General features: G+C 72.9%; 17 protein-coding genes. 9 read left to right on the top strand and 8 right to left on the bottom strand.

Going from position 1 to position 16,100, the window contains the following annotated elements:
• Window positions 1-67 precede the first annotated feature (67 nt).
• The 5 genes from SMD20_RS05640 to SMD20_RS05620 are packed head-to-tail and all read left to right on the top strand — an operon-like array spanning window position 68 to window position 3,692.
• Window positions 68-721, top strand: a complete 654-nt coding sequence (locus tag SMD20_RS05640; protein WP_329575749.1) for an ABC transporter permease — start codon at window positions 68-70, stop codon at window positions 719-721.
• Window positions 708-1,712: an ABC transporter ATP-binding protein gene (locus SMD20_RS05635; protein ID WP_329575745.1), complete on the top strand. Its 1,005-nt coding sequence runs from the start codon at window positions 708-710 to the stop codon at window positions 1,710-1,712. Before SMD20_RS05640 ends, SMD20_RS05635 begins: the two co-directional genes overlap by 14 nt.
• On the top strand, window positions 1,702-2,478 hold the full coding sequence (locus SMD20_RS05630) for an ABC transporter permease (RefSeq protein WP_329575742.1): 777 nt from the start codon (window positions 1,702-1,704) through the stop codon (window positions 2,476-2,478). The genes SMD20_RS05635 and SMD20_RS05630 overlap by 11 nt, the downstream gene beginning before the upstream one ends.
• A 28-nt stretch (window positions 2,479-2,506) precedes the next feature.
• Complete coding sequence (locus SMD20_RS05625) at window positions 2,507-3,484, top strand: glycine betaine ABC transporter substrate-binding protein (RefSeq protein WP_329575740.1); 978 nt, start codon at window positions 2,507-2,509, stop codon at window positions 3,482-3,484.
• A 37-nt stretch (window positions 3,485-3,521) separates the two neighbouring features.
• Window positions 3,522-3,692: a hypothetical protein gene (locus SMD20_RS05620; RefSeq protein WP_329575737.1), complete on the top strand. Its 171-nt coding sequence runs from the start codon at window positions 3,522-3,524 to the stop codon at window positions 3,690-3,692.
• On the opposite strand, the gene SMD20_RS05615 is transcribed toward SMD20_RS05620, so the two are convergent.
• The gene (locus tag SMD20_RS05615) at window positions 3,676-4,305 is read right to left on the bottom strand and encodes a cysteine hydrolase family protein (protein ID WP_329575735.1); all 630 of its coding nucleotides are present in this window, start codon (window positions 4,303-4,305) and stop codon (window positions 3,676-3,678) included. The genes SMD20_RS05620 and SMD20_RS05615 overlap by 17 nt on opposite strands.
• A gap of 99 nt (window positions 4,306-4,404) precedes the next feature.
• On the opposite strand from SMD20_RS05615, the gene SMD20_RS05610 reads away from it, so the two are divergent.
• Both SMD20_RS05610 and SMD20_RS05605 read left to right on the top strand, forming a co-directional pair.
• Complete coding sequence (locus tag SMD20_RS05610; protein ID WP_329575733.1) at window positions 4,405-5,346, top strand: glycosyltransferase family 9 protein; 942 nt, start codon at window positions 4,405-4,407, stop codon at window positions 5,344-5,346.
• Window positions 5,347-5,380: 34 nt separating this feature from the next.
• Window positions 5,381-6,436, top strand: a complete 1,056-nt coding sequence (locus SMD20_RS05605) for a glycosyltransferase family 9 protein (protein WP_329575731.1) — start codon at window positions 5,381-5,383, stop codon at window positions 6,434-6,436.
• A gap of 54 nt (window positions 6,437-6,490) precedes the next feature.
• Here the strand turns inward: SMD20_RS05605 and SMD20_RS05600 are convergent, their stop codons facing one another.
• From SMD20_RS05600 to SMD20_RS05575, 6 genes are read right to left on the bottom strand one after another with little or no spacing between them, the layout of a single operon-like run.
• The gene (locus SMD20_RS05600) at window positions 6,491-7,705 is read right to left on the bottom strand and encodes a cytochrome P450 family protein (protein ID WP_329592441.1); all 1,215 of its coding nucleotides are present in this window, start codon (window positions 7,703-7,705) and stop codon (window positions 6,491-6,493) included.
• The gene (locus SMD20_RS05595) at window positions 7,662-8,942 is read right to left on the bottom strand and encodes a cytochrome P450 (protein ID WP_329575728.1); all 1,281 of its coding nucleotides are present in this window, start codon (window positions 8,940-8,942) and stop codon (window positions 7,662-7,664) included. Before SMD20_RS05595 ends, SMD20_RS05600 begins: the two co-directional genes overlap by 44 nt.
• Window positions 8,939-9,532, bottom strand: coding sequence for a GTP-binding protein (locus tag SMD20_RS05590; RefSeq protein WP_329575725.1), 594 nt, complete (start codon window positions 9,530-9,532; stop codon window positions 8,939-8,941). Before SMD20_RS05590 ends, SMD20_RS05595 begins: the two co-directional genes overlap by 4 nt.
• Entirely contained in the window at window positions 9,513-9,842 is a 330-nt protein-coding gene (locus SMD20_RS05585; RefSeq protein ID WP_329575723.1) for a DUF742 domain-containing protein, read from the bottom strand. Before SMD20_RS05585 ends, SMD20_RS05590 begins: the two co-directional genes overlap by 20 nt.
• Before the next feature lie 26 nt (window positions 9,843-9,868).
• On the bottom strand, window positions 9,869-10,309 hold the full coding sequence (locus tag SMD20_RS05580; protein WP_329575720.1) for a roadblock/LC7 domain-containing protein: 441 nt from the start codon (window positions 10,307-10,309) through the stop codon (window positions 9,869-9,871).
• Window positions 10,306-11,823, bottom strand: coding sequence for a hypothetical protein (locus SMD20_RS05575; protein ID WP_329575717.1), 1,518 nt, complete (start codon window positions 11,821-11,823; stop codon window positions 10,306-10,308). Before SMD20_RS05575 ends, SMD20_RS05580 begins: the two co-directional genes overlap by 4 nt.
• A 192-nt stretch (window positions 11,824-12,015) precedes the next feature.
• On the opposite strand from SMD20_RS05575, the gene SMD20_RS05570 reads away from it, so the two are divergent.
• Complete coding sequence (locus SMD20_RS05570; RefSeq protein WP_329575714.1) at window positions 12,016-12,537, top strand: hypothetical protein; 522 nt, start codon at window positions 12,016-12,018, stop codon at window positions 12,535-12,537.
• 1 nt (window position 12,538) lies between these two features.
• Here the strand turns inward: SMD20_RS05570 and SMD20_RS05565 are convergent, their stop codons facing one another.
• Window positions 12,539-13,552 (bottom strand): LacI family DNA-binding transcriptional regulator, encoded by a 1,014-nt coding sequence (locus SMD20_RS05565; protein WP_329575711.1) that lies wholly within the window; start codon window positions 13,550-13,552, stop codon window positions 12,539-12,541.
• Between the two features lie 225 nt (window positions 13,553-13,777).
• On the opposite strand from SMD20_RS05565, the gene SMD20_RS05560 reads away from it, so the two are divergent.
• On the top strand, window positions 13,778-16,099 hold the full coding sequence (locus tag SMD20_RS05560) for a beta-glucosidase family protein (RefSeq protein ID WP_329575710.1): 2,322 nt from the start codon (window positions 13,778-13,780) through the stop codon (window positions 16,097-16,099).
• Window position 16,100 lies beyond the last annotated feature (1 nt).

Below are 16,100 nucleotides of genomic sequence, written 5' to 3'. Positions count from 1 at the left end.
TGCACTGACCGCAACTCTTGGCGTACGTTTGCGAGCCTCTGACAGCGTAAGCGAAGGTGGTCCTCGTATGAGTTTTGGCGAGTACGTGGTCTCCCGCTGGGACACCCTCTCGCTGGCCGCCGCCGAGCACGCCCTGGTCGTGGCGATCGCCATCGTCCTGGCCAGCGTGATCGGCATCGGCGTCGGCGTCCTCGGCCACGGCTCGCCGCGCGTGCGGGAAGGGTCGATCGCGGTCTCGGCGGCGATCCTGACCGTCCCGTCGCTGGCCCTGCTCACCCTCCTCATCCCCCTGACCGGGCTGGGCTGGGGGTCCACGCTGATCGCGCTCATCGCGTACGCGTTCCTGCCGATCATCCGCAACACCGTGACGGGCCTGCGCGGCCTGGACGCCGCCACCGTCGAGGCCGGCCGCGGCATGGGCCTGAGCCGCCCGCGGCTGCTGCTGCGCGTCCAGCTCCCGCTCGCCTGGCCGCTGATCCTGACCGGGATCCGGATCTCGACGCAGATGGCGATCGGCATCGCCGCCATCGCCGCCTTCGTCGACGGGCCGGGGCTCGGCAACCAGATCTTCGAGGGCCTCTCCCGCCTGGGCTCGGTGAACTCGCTCAACGCCACGCTCGCGGGAACGCTCGGCATCGTGATCATCGCGGTGCTGTTCGACCTGTTCTTCGCCGCCGTCCGCCACCTGACCACCCCGAGGGGGCTTCGTGTTCGACCGTGACCTGTCCGACCGTGACGCCGAGGGCGTGCGCATCGAGCTGCGCGCGCTGACCAAGCACTATCCGGGCCAGCCGGCCCCCGCGGTGGACAACGTCACCATGGACATCCCGGCCGGCGAGCTGGTCGTCTTCGTCGGCCCGTCCGGCTGCGGCAAGACCACCACGATGAAGATGATCAACCGGCTGGTCGAGCCCACCTCGGGCGAGATCCGGATCGGCGGGCGCGACGTGCTCAGCCTGAACCCCGACGAGCTGCGCCGCCACATCGGCTACGCCATCCAGCAGGTCGGCCTTTTCCCGCACCTGACCGTGGCCCAGAACATCGGCCTGGTCCCCAAGCTGCTCGGCTGGCCGCAGCCTCGGATCGCCGCCCGCGTCGAGGAACTGCTCGCCCTGGTGCACCTGGAGCCGTCGGCCTTCCACGACCGCTACCCGCGCCAGCTGTCCGGCGGCCAGCAGCAGCGCGTGGGGGTCGCCCGGGCGCTGGCCGCCGACCCGCCCGTGATGCTCATGGACGAGCCGTTCGGCGCCACCGACCCGATCACCCGCGAGCATCTGCAGAACGAGTTCGTCCGGCTGCAGAAGCAGCTCCGCAAGACGATCATCTTCGTCACCCACGACTTCGAAGAGGCCATCAAGCTGGGCGACCGCATCGCCGTCCTGCGTGAGAGGTCCCACATCGCCCAGTACGACACCCCCGCCGCCATCCTCGACCGCCCCGCCGACGACTACGTGGCGGGCTTCATCGGCCAGGACGCCACGCTCAAGCGGCTGGCGCTGCTGCGGGTCACCGACGTCGCGGCCACCGACCCGCTGCCCGACCCCCTGCTGCCCCAGATCGCGGCGGACGCCAGCCTGCGCGAGGCGCTGGACCTCATGCTCGCCCACGGCACCGACCGGTGCAGCTCGACGGCCGGCGTGCTGAGCTACGCGACGTTGTGCGCGGCCGTCGGGAACCGGTCGCGGGAGGAGCTGGTCGCCGGTGACCGCTGAGACCGCGCCGGCTGAGACCCTGCCCCTCGCCCCCGTACGGCGCGTCCCGCGCGGCGCCCGCCACCTGATCACGCCCGCCGCCGTCGCCGCCGCCCTGCTCGCCCTGTACGTGTGGGTGGGCACGCTGGAGCTCGACTCCATCGAACAGCGCAGCCTCAACCGCGCGGTCATCCTGGCCAAGACCGTCGAGCATCTGCAGATGACGCTGGCCGCCACCACGCTCGTCGTGCTCATCGCGATCCCGCTCGGCGTGGCCGCCTCCCGCGCCCGCAACCGGCTCATCGCCCCCGTCATCCTGACCCTGGGCAACCTCGGCCAGGCCGTTCCCTGCATCGGCCTGCTGGTGCTGTGCACGTTCCTGATGGGCGTGGGTTTCCAGACCGCGCTCGTCGGCCTGGTCGCGTACGCGGTGCTGCCCGTGCTGCGCAACACCATGGTCGGCGTGCAGCAGGTCGATCCGGCGCTCATCGAGGCCGCCCGCGGCATGGGCATGACGCGGGGACAGATCCTGCGCCGCGTCGAGCTCAAGCTCGCCGTCCCGGCGATCCTGGCGGGGCTGCGCACCGCGCTCGTGCTGACCGTCGGCGTCGCCACGCTCGGCGCCTTCGTCGCCGCGGGCGGCTTCGGCGAGCTGATCATCAACGGGCTCAAGCTCAACCGCATGCCCGTCACCATCGTCGGCGGCGTGCTGACCGCCTGCGTCGCCTTCTTCATCGACTGGCTCGCCAGCCTGGCCGAGAACCTGCTCAAACCACGCGGCATCTGACCGTACTGGACAACCGAGAGGCCTTTTCATGCTCCCCCGTCCCCTCAGGACGACCTTCGCCCTGCTCGCCGCCGCGGCGCTGACCGTCGCCGGCGCGAGCGCCTGCGGCACCGCCGACGCCGTCGAATCCGGCAGCGCGGGCAACGAACTGGCGGGCAGCAAGCTCGTCGTCGGCTCCAAGGACTTCACCGAGAACATCGTGCTCGGCAAGATCGCCGCTCAGCTGCTCAAGGCCCACGGCGCCGACGTCGTCGACAAGACCAACCTCGGCGGTACGGCGCCGAACCGCAAGGCGCTGGAGGCCGGCGAGATCGACCTCTACTGGGAGTACTCCGGCACCGGCTGGATCGAGCACCTGAAGAAGACCGAGCCGATCCAGGACTCCGCCGGGCAGTTCAAGGCCACCGCCGACGAGGACCTGTCCAAGAACAAGATCCGCTGGATCGGCCCCACCCCGTTGAACAACACCTACGCCCTGGCCATCCGCTCGGAGAAGGCCCAGGAGCTGGGCGTCAAGACGCTGTCCGACGTGGCGAAGCTGGCCGAGACCACGCCCGAGGCGGTCACGCTCTGCATCGAGACCGAGTTCTCCACCCGCGACGACGGCCTGCCCGGGCTGTCCAAGGCGTACGGCATGAAGATCCCGAAGAAGCAGGTCAGCCTGCTCGACACCGGCGTCGTCTACACCGAGACCGACAAGGGCCAGGTCTGCGATTTCGGCGAGGTGTTCACCACCGACGGCCGCATCGCCGCGCTCGGCCTGACCGTCCTGGAGGACGACAAGAAGTTCTTCCCGAACTACAACGCGGCCGTCACGGTCCGCCAGGACACCTACGACAAGCACCCCGCCCTGGAGAAGGTGCTGCAGCCGGTGATCGCGAAGCTGGACGACGCCACCATGCAGCGGCTCAACGCCCGCGTGGACGTCGAGGGTGAGGAGCCGGGCAAGGTCTCCGCGGACTGGCTGAGCGAGCAGGGCTTCCTCGGCTCGACCGGCGACGCCTGACCCAGAAGGCTCGACAGTTCGCGAGCGGCACCGGCGGGTGGTTGGGGACGGCGCCCAGCCGGCGGCGTACGACGTCCTCGTCGCGCACCCGCCGGCCGCGCGCGACCACGACGCGGAGCAGCTCGGCCACGCGCTCGCGGTAGGCGGAGCTGAACATCCGGCCCAGGCGCTCCTTGAGCGCTCGGTCGCGGTCAGCGGGCGGAGCTGATCGCCGCGAGCAGGTCCTCCGTCGTCGTGATGGAGTGCGCGAACGTCGGCCCGTTGAGCTCGTGCGCGGCGCGCATCATCTCCGCGCTGAAGGCCGCGGTCGCGTCCCTGACGAGGGTGACGTGGTAGCCGAGCTCCATCGCGAACCGGCCGGTCGACTCGACGCAGGTGTTGGCCAGCAGGCCGATGAGGATCACGTGGGTGATGGCGTGCTGGCGCAGCAGCAGGTCGAGGTCGGTGTTGGAGAACCCGCTCTGCGCCCAGTGCTGCTTGGCCACGATGTCGCTGCCCGGCGAGACGAGGTCCGCCCGCCACTCGCCGCCCCAGGCGCCCTTCTCGAAGGAGTGGCGCTCCTGGATGCCGCGCTGGGTGGGGTTGGGATGGTCCCAGTCGTCGTAGTCGCCGGGCCGCCACTGCCGGTGCGGGACGATGAAGACCAGCATCCCGGCCTCCCGCGCGGCGGCGGTGATCGCGCGCAGGTGGCTGAGGAGGTTCACCCGTTCGGCGATCTCCCGTACCCGTGGCCAGATCTTCCCGCCCTCGGACAGGAAGTCGTTGTACGGGTCGACGAGGAGGACGGCGGTCCGGTCGATCTCGTAGGAGGCGCTGCTCACGCCCGTGGTGTACCCCCGGGCGTCGGGCGGGTCCTGGGTGTTGACCGCTTCCGGACCGCGGGCGGGATTGTCTTTGCCCGGCCACGGGCAGCGGAGGGTGTGACCGACGCCCAGGAGGCCGCGCCCAGGCTGCTGGCGCTGCGCGCGCTCAACCTCGGTGACCTGCTGGTCACCGTGCCGGCGCTGCGCGGGCTGCGCCGCCGCTACCCGGACCACCTCCTGCTGCTGGCCGTCAACCCGGCGCTCCGGCCGCTGGCGCGGCTGACCGGGGCCGTGGACGAGGTCGTCCCGCACCGCAGCCTCCGCCCGCCTCCCGTCGTGGCCCCCGACGTGGCCGTGGACCTGCACGGCGTGCTGCCGGACAGCGTACGGGCGGTGTGCGGCACCCGCCCCCGCCGGCTGGTGGCGTTCGCCTGTCCCGAGGCCGGGCACCCGGACGGGCCCGCGGTGCGGGACGTGGAGCACGAGGTGGCCAAGTGGTGCCGGCTGGTCCGCTCCGACGGCGGCGATCCGGACGAGGCCGACCTGCTGCTCGCGCCGCCGCCCGCCCGGAGCCCCCGGCCGGGGGCGGCGGTCGTGCATCCCGGCGCGGCCTACGGCAGCAAGCGGTGGCCGCCGGAGCGGTTCGCCGCCGTCGCGGCGGCGCTCGTCATGGCCGGCCACGACGTCGTCGTCACCGGCACGGCCGCCGAACGGGAGCGCGCGGCCCGGGTGACCGCCCTGGCCGGGCTGCCGGAGCAGGCGAACCTGGCCGGGCGGACCGGCCTCGACACGCTGGCGGCGCTGGTGCGCGGGGCGGCGCTGGTGGTGTGCGGGGACACGGGGATGGCGCATCTCGCCAGCGCGTACGAACGGCCGTCGGTCGTGTTGTTCGGCCCGGCCTCGCCGCGCATCTGGGGCCCGCCGCGCAAGCCGGTCCACGCCGCCCTGTGGCACGGCGGCGGCGAACGGGAGGTGCAGACGGACGTGCCGGACCCGGCACTGCTGCGCATCACCGTCGAGGAGGTGCTCGACGCCGCCGCCAGGGTGCTCGCCGCGTAGTTTGCCCAGGTAGGAGCCGGGCACCACGGTCGTCATGACGGGGCTGCTCGACGGGGTGCGGACGATCGCGGTGCTGCGCGCCAACGCGCTCGGCGACCTCGTCGTGACGCTGCCCGCCATCACGGCGATCAAGGACGCCTACCCGGACGCCCGGCTGGTCCTGCTGGGCAACGCCTGGCACGCGGCCTTCCTCGCCGGGCGGCCCGGCCCGGTGGACGAGGTGGTCGCCATGCCGCCGATCGCCGGGCTCACCACCCGGCCGGAGGCCCGTCCGGCCCCGGAGGAGCTGGTCGAGCGGCTGCGCGAGCGGCGCTTCGACCTGGCCGTGCAGCTGCACGGGGGCGGGCGGCACTCCAACCCGTTCCTGCGGCGGCTCGGCGCCCGCGTCACCGCCGGGTTCCGCACGCCGGACGCCGAGCCGCTGGACCGCTGGCTGCCGTACCACTACTACCAGCACGAGACCCTGCGCTACCTGGAGGCGGCCGCGCTGGTCGGGGCCCGCGCGCGGGAGTTCGAGCCGCGCGTGGCGGTCACCGGCACCGACCGGGCCGAGCTGCGCGCCGTGCTCGGCGAGCCGCCGCCCGGCCTGGTCGCCCTGCATCCGGGCGCGACCGACCCGCGGCGGCGCTGGCCGGCCCGCTCGTTCGCCGCGGTCGGCGACCGGCTCGGCCGTCCCGTCGTGGTGACCGGCACACCCGAGGAGGCGGACCTGGTGGCGGAGGTCACCGCCGCCATGCGCCGCCCCGCGACGCCGCTGGTGGGCACGCTCAGCATCGGCGGACTGGCCGCCCTGTACGAACGCTGCGACCTGGTCATCGGCAACGACACCGGCCCGCGCCACCTGGCCGCCGCCGTCGGCGCCGCCACGATCGGCCTGTACTGGTGCGGCAACCTCGTCAACGCGGGCCCGCTCACCCGGGCCAGGCACCGGCCGCTGGTCTCCTGGGTCATCGCCTGCCCCCGCTGCGGCGCGAGCGGCGTGGACCTGCGGGCGGAACGGTGCCCGCACGACGCCTCCTGGGTGGCCGCGATCACCGTGGACGAGGTGACCGAACAGGCCGAGGACCTCCTCCGCCTCCGCCGGGGCTGATCCAGCGGCAGGCCGCCGGCCCGCCCCCGGTCCGGACAGGCCGGCGGCCCCCGCCTACGCGGCGGCGGGCCCGAGGAACACCGGCAGGTCGCGGACGTCGTTGCCGATGAACGACGGCTGCCGCGTCAGCGAGCCCACCGGCCACGCCGGCGCAAGGCGCGGGAACCGTCCGAACAGGGCGGGCAGCGCGACGCCCGCCTCCAGCCTGGCCAGCGGCGCCCCGAGGCAGAAGTGCATGCCGTACCCGAAGGCCAGGTGCTGCCGGTCGTGCCGGTCGATGTCGTAGCGGCCGGGATCGGGGTTGACGGCCGGGTCACGGCCGTGCGCGCCGAACCCGATGATGATCAGCTCCCCCTTGCCGATGGTCACGCCCTCCCCCAGGTCGAGGTCGGCGGTGGCGTAGCGGAGCGGCAGGTGCATGACCGGCGGATGCAGGCGCAGGCTCTCCTCGATCACGTCGGCCCAGCGTCCGGGGGTCTCGCGCGCGGCCGCGAGCTGGTCCGGATGGGTGAGCATGGCGACGACCGCGTGGTCGATGAGGGAGACGGTCGTCTCGCTGCCCGCCCCGATCATCAGGATCAGCGTGCTGACCAGCTCGTCCATGCTGAGCCGGTCCTCGTCGCGCTGCTGGGTGGTCAGCAGCAGGCTGGTCATGTCGTCGCCGGGCCGGGCGGACTTGGTGGCGACCAGCCGGTGGATCGCGGCGTACATGCCCCGCTGCACCTCGGCCGCCTCGTCGGGGCCGAGGCTGGTGTCGAGCACGGCGTCGATGGTCGCGAGCATCGCGGGACGCTGGTCGTCCGGCACACCGAACAGGTCGCAGATGACCCGGGTGGGGACGCGATAGGAGAAAAGGGAACGCAGGTCGAGCGGCCGGTCGGCGGGTAAGGCAGCGAGCTCGTCGAGCAGCGAGGTCACGATCGCCTCGATCGCGGGCCGCATCGCGTCGATGCGGCGGGCGGTGAAGGCCCGGCCGACGAGGTCCTTGAGCCGCTGGTGGTCGTCGCCGTCGGCGGTGAACATGCTGACCACGTCGACCCAGGCGGTCAGCCAGGCGATCGCGAAGGGCCGGTAACCCGGCCACGACCTGCGGGCGTCCTTCGAGACGTCGGGATGGGTGAGGAGCCGTTTGACCACGTCGCCCCTGGTCACCGACCAGGCGACGAGGTCTCCGGGGAGCAGGACCCGCACGGCGGGGCCGGCGGCGCGCAGGTGGTCGGCCTGTTCATACAGGCGGAGGCCGGTGGTGTCGAGGGGGATCGGTGCCATGGTCACGGAGACCTCCAGCGTTCGGCAGGGACGAGGGGGTGAGGGTGTCTGCCGTTTGGGGGCGGAAGCGGATTCCGAGGCTCGCGGGGCACTGGTGGAACGGGCCGTGCCGGTTGGGCGTGTACGGGTCGATGAGGTCGAGGTCCCACAGGTGGCCGAGGAGCGCCTCGACGCCCGTCTGGGCGATGATCGCGGCGTGACTCTCGGCCGGGCACCGGTGCGGCCCCGCCGACCAGGCCAGGTGGGAGCGGTTGCCGTAGCCGGGCTGCGGCGCGGCGGGGTCGGTGCCGGTGGCGGCGTGGCTGATGAGGATCGGCACGCCGGCCGGGATCGGCACGCCGTGCAGCGAGGTGTCGTGGCGGGCGTAGTGGACGGAGAAGTTGGCCATGGGCGAACGGGTCCACAGCACCTGCTCCATGGCCCGCCGGACGGTGACCGCGCCGCCCGACAGGTCGCCGGCGTAGGAGTCGTCGGTGAGCAGCAGCCGCAGCGTGGAGGCGATCCACGCGGCGGTCGGGATGGTGCCCGCGCCGATGAGGACGACGAGCTGGTGCAGGATCTCCTCGTGGCCGAGCCGCGCCGGGTGGGCCAGCATCCAGGTGGTGCAGTCGTCGTCCGGCCGGTCGCTCTTGAGCTGGATGATCTCGGCCAGGACGGCGGCGAGGTCGGCCGCGGCCTGCTCGGCCTGCGGTCCTGCGCCGATCATGCCCTGACAGCCGGTGACCATGCGCTCGACCATGGGCGCGGGACAGCCCAGCAGGTCGGCGAAGACCAGCAGCGGCAGCAGGTCGGCGAACTGGCTCATCAGGTCGGCGTGGCCGTCGCGGGCGAACTCCGCGATCAGCCGCCCGGCGTGGCCGCGGGTGCGGTCGCGCAGGCGGTGCAAGTTGATCCGGGCCAGGCAGTCGTCCATGGCGTGCCGCAGCCGGGCGTGCCGCTCCCCGTCGGCGTACAGCAGGCTGGGCCGGAAGGCCATCAGGGCCAGCACCGGGCTGTCGCGCGGCACCAGCCCGCGGGCCAGGTCGCCCCACATACGGCTGTCCTTGCTGTACGTCTCGGCCTCGTTGAGCAGGTCGCGGGCGGCGCGGCGGCTGACGACGACGAGCGCGCGCACGTGCGGGGCGATCTCCGCCCAGGCCACCGGGCCCTCGGCACGCAGCTTGTCGTAGGCGTCCTCGGGGCGGGCGGCGAACTCCTCGCCGTACAGGCGGACGCCGGCGGCTGCGGGGATGGTCATCGGGCGGGCTCCAGACGGGACTGCGTGATGATGGCGGTGACGAGGGCGATCAGCCCCTGCTTGGCCGAGCCCAGCTCGCGCGCGTCGAGGCTGACCAGCGCGCGGTCACCGGGCAGGGCCAGCGCCTCGCGCAGCTCGGCCTCGCGGTGCAGGGGCGCGCCGGCGAAGTGGTTGATCGCGACGGTGTACGGCAGCCCGGCCTGCTCCAGCAGGTCGATCGCCGGGAAGCTCTGGTCGAGGCGGCGGGTGTCGGCCAGGACGAGCCCGCCCAGCGCGCCCTCCATGAGGCAGCGGGCCATGCCGCTGAACCGCCGCTGGCCGGGCGCGCCGAACAGGTAGAGCACGATGTCGGGGGTGAGCGTGAGGCGGCCGAAGTCCATGGCGACTGTCGTGGTGCTCTTGCCCCGCAGGTCGTCGAGGTCGTCCACGAGCTGGCCGGCCTGGGTCAGCCGCTCCTCGGTGTGCATCGGCCGGATCTCCGACACGGTGCCGATGAACGTGGTCTTGCCCACCGCGAACGGCCCGAGCACCACGATCTTGACGGGGCGGGCGGCCGCGGGGACGTAGCGGTCAGAGTTTGTGTAGGGCATCGAGCACCTGCTGCAGGAAGTCGAGGTCGTGCCGCCCGGCGGCGGGCGTGTAGGGGGCCCGGGCGCTCAGGTGGCCGCTGTGGACCAGCCCGGCGACGATCATCTTGACCACCGCGCCGGGCAACCGCAGGTGGTACGCGACCTCCGCGACCGACAGCACGCCGGGCCGGCACAGCGTCATCGCCCGCTGGGCGTGCGCGCCGAGACCGGCCGGCGACCGGTGCGGGTCGGCGATGAGCAGGGTGGCCTCGTCCAGGGCGGAGCGGGACGCGGCGGCGCCGCCGCCGGTGACGGTGTGCGAACGCACCATCCCGGCCCGCCTCGGCCGCGGCCCGGTCACGACGGCTTGCCCCGCTCCCTGGCGCCGAGCACCGGCTGCAGGCCCCTGATCGTCTTCATGATGGCCTGGATGGCCACGGCGACCGGCCCGGTCGTGGACCCGCCGCGGACCGCCGCGGCCAGCCCGGTGCGCTCGCCCGCGGCGAACAGCAGCACGGTGACGTCCGACAGGTCGCTGATCATGTGCCGCCAGGGGGCGGCGAGCTCCTGCTCGGCGGGCATGCCGCAGAAGCCGGCGAGCTGGCGCTGCAACGACTGCAGGCCCGCCATCATCGCGGCCGTGCGTTCGGCCTCCTCCCTGCTGAGGCCGTGCGAGCGGGCCAGCAGCAGGCCGTCGGTCGTGAACAGCATCGCGTTGATGAGGCCGTCGTTCTCGGTGACCAGGCGGTTGAGGTGCCCGGTCATGTCGATGGTGTCGGCGGTGGGCTGGGTGGTCATGGCTGGTGCTGTCCTCGGTCGGGGTCGCGGACGGGGTCCCGGTCTGTGTCCCGGTCTGTGTCCCGGTCTGTGTCACGGTCTGTGTCACGGCCGGCTTCACCGCCGGGGTCGCGGTCGGCGTACGCGGCGCGGAGCGCTTCGAAGATGGACTCCATGCCGCCGTCCAGATCGTCGGCCGGCACGGCGCCCCTCATCGGCCCGGGCGGGGCGGCGGTTCTGCCCTCCGGCACCCGTACCCGCCGTTTCGGCAGCCCGGACATCGTGGTCGAGGGCGCCTCGGCACCGTCCGTCTCCCCCGATTCCTCCTCCGGAGGAGGGGCGGTGACGGGCGTCGGGTCAGGAGGGAGCAGGTCGTCGGGGACGGTGGCCCAGTCGGGATGGCCGGGGCCGAGAGCGGCGGGGTCGGTCGAGGGCGGGATGCTGATGATCATGTGAGTTGGCACGAGGCACACCGCCTTGACCCCGCCGCTGCTGGACGGCGCGCCGACGTCGACGCGGAAGCCGTAGTCGTGGGCCAGGCGGCCGGCGACGGCGAACCCGAGCCGCCGCTCGTCCTTGAGCGCGGCGGCGTCCATGGGCGTGTCGCCGGCCAGCAGGTGCTCGGCCTCGGCCCGCTGGAAGCCGTTCATGCCGAGCCCGCGGTCCTCCACGACGACGCGGTAACCGGCCTGCACGGCCTGGACGTAGACGTCGACCCGGTCGTCGGAGTAGCTGGTGGCGTTGTCCAGCAGCTCGGCCAGCGCGACGATGATGGGCTCGGCGACCCGCCCCTCGACCACCACCTCCCCGGCGTCGGGGTGGTAGGTGTAGTCGACCCGCAGGTAGGGCCCGATGCGGCCCCTGGCGCTCTCGACGATCTCCCTGAACGTGCAGTCCTCCCGCTGGACGCCCGGCCAGGAGCCGGCCAGGATGCGCAGCCGCTGGAGGCTGTGCAGCGCCTGGGTGGCCAGGTGGTCGATCTCGATCAGACCCTGGTGGTAGCGGGGGGTGCCGGCGTGGTCGTCCAGCTCCTCGTCGATCTTGATCTGCAGCCGGGTGAGCGCCGCCTGTGCGGTGTCGGCGACGCCGCGCACGCCCGAGCGCGCGGCCGCCGCGACGTCGCCGCGGATGGCAGCGGCGCGCTCCCTGAACAGGCTCTCGGCCTCCCGGCAGTGGGCGGCGACGGCGGTCTCGGCGAGGCACTCGTTCAGGAGCCCCGGGATTTCCACGGCGGGATGCCCGGCCTCGACGTCGGCCACCGCGCGCAACCGCTCGACGAGGCGGCCGTATTCGCTCACAGCGGCGTCGTACCATTTTTTATTGATCTCGGCCTGTTGCGCGGCGCTCTCGGCATTCTTGCGCGCCGTCTCGGCCTTCTGCTCGGCGGAGCGGGTCTCGCGCCGGGCGACGTCACGGGCTCGAAGAGCAGCGCGTCTGGCCCTGGCCTGCCACAGGAGGGCGCCCGTCAGCGCGAGTACGACGGCCACGAGCACACCGCCGAGCAACGCGCCGACCAGGAGATCCGGTGTAATCATGACGATCCTTGGTCGGTCGGGACTGCCTTGACTTCACTTTTACCAGTTCTCCACCGTGACTCCACAGGAAATCGTCAGCGAATTCCACCGGCGGAAATTCGAGGGTTATTACGAGAATTATTCATAAACGCGGGCCGCAGTCCCTCAAAATCCGGAGTGAACCTGAGGGCCCGTTCGGCCGTCGTACCGTGCATGACACCACACACGACGGCTCGTGCCGCGCTGGCGACGGCGCTGGCCGCTGGGCTCCTGCTGGCCGCCGCCCCCACCGCACAGGCCGCGACGGCCGCGACGGCTCCCGGCACGTTCGGCCCCCACGGGTACGGCGGCGTCCGGCTCGGCATGAGCGCCAAGGCCGCCCAGGCCACGGGCAAGGTCAGATATAAGCGCACCTTCGACTCCGAGACCTGCACCGGATGGGAGCTGAAGGCGCACCCGGCCGGCAAGAACGCGGTCGGGCTCTACATCTCGAAGAAGCGCGGCGTCGCGATGATCTTCGCGCCGAAGGGCGCCCGCACCCCGGCGGGCATCGGCCTGGGCTCCACCCTCACCAGCCTCAAGAAGGCCTACCCCGGGCTGAAGACCGCCGCCAGCGGTTACCCGTACATCAAGGTCCCCGGCAACCCGAAGGCGTACTACGCGTTCCTGGTCAACTCCAAGAACCGGATCTACGAGATCGCGCTGGCCCTGAACACCCAGGACTGCGCCAACTAGGTCAGCCTCCGGCGGGCGGGGCGGTGCTGGCGCGCAGGATGAGGGTGGTGGCGAGCTCGATGCGGGTCCCCGCGGGGCCGCGCGGGTGGGTCAGCTCCTCGCTGATGAGCCGTACGGCCTCGTTCGCCATCTCGTCGAGCGGCTGGCGCACGGTGGTGAGCGGCGGCGACATCGTCGCGCAGAGCGGCGAGTCGTCGAAGCCCACCACCGACAGCTCGGCGGGCACCCGGACGCCGCGCTCGGCCGCCGCCTGGTAGACGCCCGCGGCCTGGAGGTCGGAGCCGGCGAAGACGGCGGTGGGCGGGTCGTCGCGGTCGAGCAGCTCGGCCCCGTGCCGCTTGCCGCCGGAGACGAGGAAGTCGCCGTAGCGGGTCAGCCCGGGGTCGGGCTCGATGCCGAAGGTGCGGTGGGCGGCGAGATAGCCCTCGTAGCGGTCGAGCGTGCACTGGACGTCGAGCGGCCCGCCGATGAAGCCGATGCGGGTGTGGCCGAGCTCCAGCAGGTGGGTGGTGGCGAGGACGCCGCCGTTCCAGTTGGTGGCGCCGACGGCGGAAAGGCGCGGGTCGCGCTGCCCCACCGGGTCGAGCAGGACCAGCGGGACGTGCAGCAGCTCCTCGATGGCCCGGATCTCCTCAGCGCCCGCGCGGGAGAGCACCAGCACGATGCCGTCGGTGCCGCGCTTGCGCATGATGCCGATCCAGCGCCGCAGGTCGAAGTCGGGCCGCGCGGAGGAGGTCACCACCAGCGAGAACCCCCAGCGGGCGGCGGCCCGCTCGGCGCCGTCCACGACGACGTGCGCCCACGGCGAGCCGAGCCCGTCGATGAGCAGGTCGACGATGCCGGCCCGGGGCGTCGAGGGCGGGCGCGGCGCCTCGTAGCCGAAGGCGCGCACCGCCTCCAGGACCTTGTCCCGGGTGGCGGCGGAGACGTGTTTCTTGCCGCTCAGGACCTTGGACACCGTGGGCACCGACACTCCGGCTGCCGCCGCGACGTCCGCGAGCGTGGCTCGGCGCACCGAAATCTCGCACCTCCACAAGTTTTCGGAAAGTATCGGAAACCTGGCCATCCCCGATGAGCTGCGGATACCGCCAGCATGCCGCTCTTTCCGGAGATCTGTTGACATTACTACGTGCCGGAGCCTACCGTAACGCTTCGGCAATGTCACGGTAATATTTCGGAAAGTGAACCAGAAACTTTCTGACCGACTTCTGTAAACGCTTCGGGACAACTTCGAGGGGTCATGCCTGCACGTGTGGAGCAGCCGGCGTCGGAGCTGGAGGAACGCCGCGCGCGGCGGGTCCGTGAGTTGATGGCGGAGATGACGCTGGACGAGAAGCTCGCCCAGCTCGTGGGCGTGTGGCTGAACGTCAACCGAGACGAGGGCGTGGTCGCGCCGCTGCAGGACTCGATGCAGGGCGAGGAGGTGGAGTTCGAGGCGTTCGCCGGCACCGGCCTGAGCCAGGTCACCCGCCACTACGGCACCCGCCCGGTCGAGCCGGGATGGGCGGGCGGCGTGCTGGCCGCCCGCCAGCGGTGGCTGCGCCGCGAGACCCGCCTCGGCATCCCCGCGCTGGCCCACGAGGAGTGCCTGACCGGCCTCGCCGCCTGGCGGGCCACCGTCTACCCGGTGCCGCCGGCGTGGGGGGCGTCGTTCGATCCCGCGCTGGTCGAGCGCATGGCGGCGCGGATCGGGGCGGACATGCGGCTGCTCGGCGTCCACCAGGGGCTGGCGCCGGTGCTCGACGTCATCCGCGACCAGCGGTGGGGGCGGGTCGAGGAGTGCGTCTCCGAGGACCCGTACGAGGTGGCCACCATCGGCGCGGCCTACGTTCGCGGCCTGCAGTCGGCGGGCGTGATCGCCACGCTCAAGCACTTCGTCGGCTACTCCAACTCCCGGGCGGGCCGCAACCTCGCGCCGGTGCACGCCGGCGCCCGCGAGGTGGCCGACACGCTGCTGTTCCCGTTCGAGGTGGCGGTGCGCGACGCCGGCGCAGGCTCGGTCATGAACTCCTACGCCGAGATCGACGGCGTCCCGGTGGCCGCCGACGCCCACTACCTGACGAAGGTCCTGCGCGAGGAGTGGGGCTTCGACGGCACGGTCGTGGCCGACTACTTCTCCGTCGCCTTCCTGCACACGCTGCACGCCGTCGCCGAGGACGCCGAGGACGCGGCCGTGCAGGCGCTCACGGCGGGCATCGACGTCGAGCTGCCCACCGGCGTGGCCTACCTGGAGCCGCTGCGGAACGCCGTCGTCTCGGGCCGCGTCGGCGAGGACCTGGTGGACCGGGCGCTGCTGCGGGTGCTGCGGCAGAAGGCGCGGCTCGGGCTGCTCGACGACGAGTACGCACCGGACGAGCCCGCCGGAACCGTCGATCTCGACGGCCCGGAGTCGCGCGAGGTGGCGCGGCTGCTGGCCGAGGAGTCGGTCGTGCTGCTGTCCAACGACGGGCTGCTGCCGCTCGGCCCCTGCGAGGGGCGCCGCCTGGCCGTGGTCGGGCCGAACGCCGACGAGGTGGCCGCGTTGTTCGGCTGCTATTCCTTCGTCCAGCACGTGCTGCCGCACTTCCCCGGCGTGGAGGCGGGGATCGCCGCGCCGACGCTGCTGGAGGCGCTGCGCGCGGAGCTGCCTGGCGCGGTGATCGAGACCGCGCGCGGCACCGGCGTGGACGACGGCGACCGCTCCGGCATCGCCGAGGCCGCCCGCCTCGCCGCCGCGTGCGACGTGGCGGTGGTGGTGCTCGGCGACCGGTCGGGGCTGTTCGGCCGCAGCACGTCCGGCGAGGGCTGCGACGCGGAGAGCCTGGAGCTGCCCGGCGCGCAGCGGGAGCTGGCGGAGGCGGTCATCGCCACCGGCACGCCGACCGTGGTGGTGCTGATGACCGGCCGCGCGTACGCGGTGCCCGGCCTGCTCCGCGACGCCGCCGCCGTCGTACAGGCGTTCTTCCCCGGCGAGGAGGGGGCGGGGGCGATCGCCCGGGTGCTGAGCGGCGCGGTCAACCCGTCGGGGCGGCTGCCGATGAGCCTGCCGCGGGCGAGCGCCGGCCAGCCCTACAGCTACCTGCATCCCAGGCTCGGCGGGGCCGGGTCGGTGAGCAACATCGACCCCGCGCCCGCGCTGCCCTTCGGCCACGGGCTGAGCTACACGATTTTCGCCTACGCGGACATGACCGCCGACGGCGAGGCCCCGGCCGGCGGCCCGATCCGCTGCTCGGTCACCGTGCGCAACGCCGGCGACCGGCGCGGCGCCGAGGTCGTCCAGCTCTACGCCGCCGACCGCGTCGCCTCGGTGACCCGGCCGGTCGCCCAGCTCGTCGGGTACGCCCGCGTCGAGCTCGACCCCGGCGAGCGGGCCCGGATCGGCTTCGAGGTGCCGGCCCGGCTGCTCGCCTTCACCGGCCGCGACGGGCGGCGCGTCGTGGAGCCCGGCGCGGTGGGGCTGTCCTTCCGCCGCTCGGTGCCGGACGTCATCGAGGAGCGGGACGTGACGCTGACCGGTCCCGTACACGAGATCACCGGCGAGGAGCCGCGCCTGACCGTCGTGACCGTCGAGCGGGAGATCTGAC

This window comes from Nonomuraea sp. LP-02 (assembly GCF_036289125.1).
Classification (GTDB): domain Bacteria; phylum Actinomycetota; class Actinomycetes; order Streptosporangiales; family Streptosporangiaceae; genus Nonomuraea; species Nonomuraea bangladeshensis.
This window is presented reverse-complemented; position numbering and strand designations above follow the sequence as displayed.

Coding starts and splice junctions, on each gene's coding strand:
- SMD20_RS05640 (WP_329575749.1), top strand. CDS start 68: ATGAGTTTTGGCGAGTACGTGGTCTCCCGCTGGGACACCCTCTCGCTG.
- SMD20_RS05625 (WP_329575740.1), top strand. CDS start 2,507: ATGCTCCCCCGTCCCCTCAGGACGACCTTCGCCCTGCTCGCCGCCGCG.
- SMD20_RS05605 (WP_329575731.1), top strand. CDS start 5,381: ATGACGGGGCTGCTCGACGGGGTGCGGACGATCGCGGTGCTGCGCGCC.
- SMD20_RS05600 (WP_329592441.1), bottom strand. CDS start 7,705: ATGGCACCGATCCCCCTCGACACCACCGGCCTCCGCCTGTATGAACAG.
- SMD20_RS05595 (WP_329575728.1), bottom strand. CDS start 8,942: ATGACCATCCCCGCAGCCGCCGGCGTCCGCCTGTACGGCGAGGAGTTC.
- SMD20_RS05590 (WP_329575725.1), bottom strand. CDS start 9,532: ATGCCCTACACAAACTCTGACCGCTACGTCCCCGCGGCCGCCCGCCCC.
- SMD20_RS05585 (WP_329575723.1), bottom strand. CDS start 9,842: ATGGTGCGTTCGCACACCGTCACCGGCGGCGGCGCCGCCGCGTCCCGC.
- SMD20_RS05580 (WP_329575720.1), bottom strand. CDS start 10,309: ATGACCACCCAGCCCACCGCCGACACCATCGACATGACCGGGCACCTC.
- SMD20_RS05575 (WP_329575717.1), bottom strand. CDS start 11,823: ATGATTACACCGGATCTCCTGGTCGGCGCGTTGCTCGGCGGTGTGCTC.
- SMD20_RS05570 (WP_329575714.1), top strand. CDS start 12,016: ATGACACCACACACGACGGCTCGTGCCGCGCTGGCGACGGCGCTGGCC.
- SMD20_RS05560 (WP_329575710.1), top strand. CDS start 13,778: ATGCCTGCACGTGTGGAGCAGCCGGCGTCGGAGCTGGAGGAACGCCGC.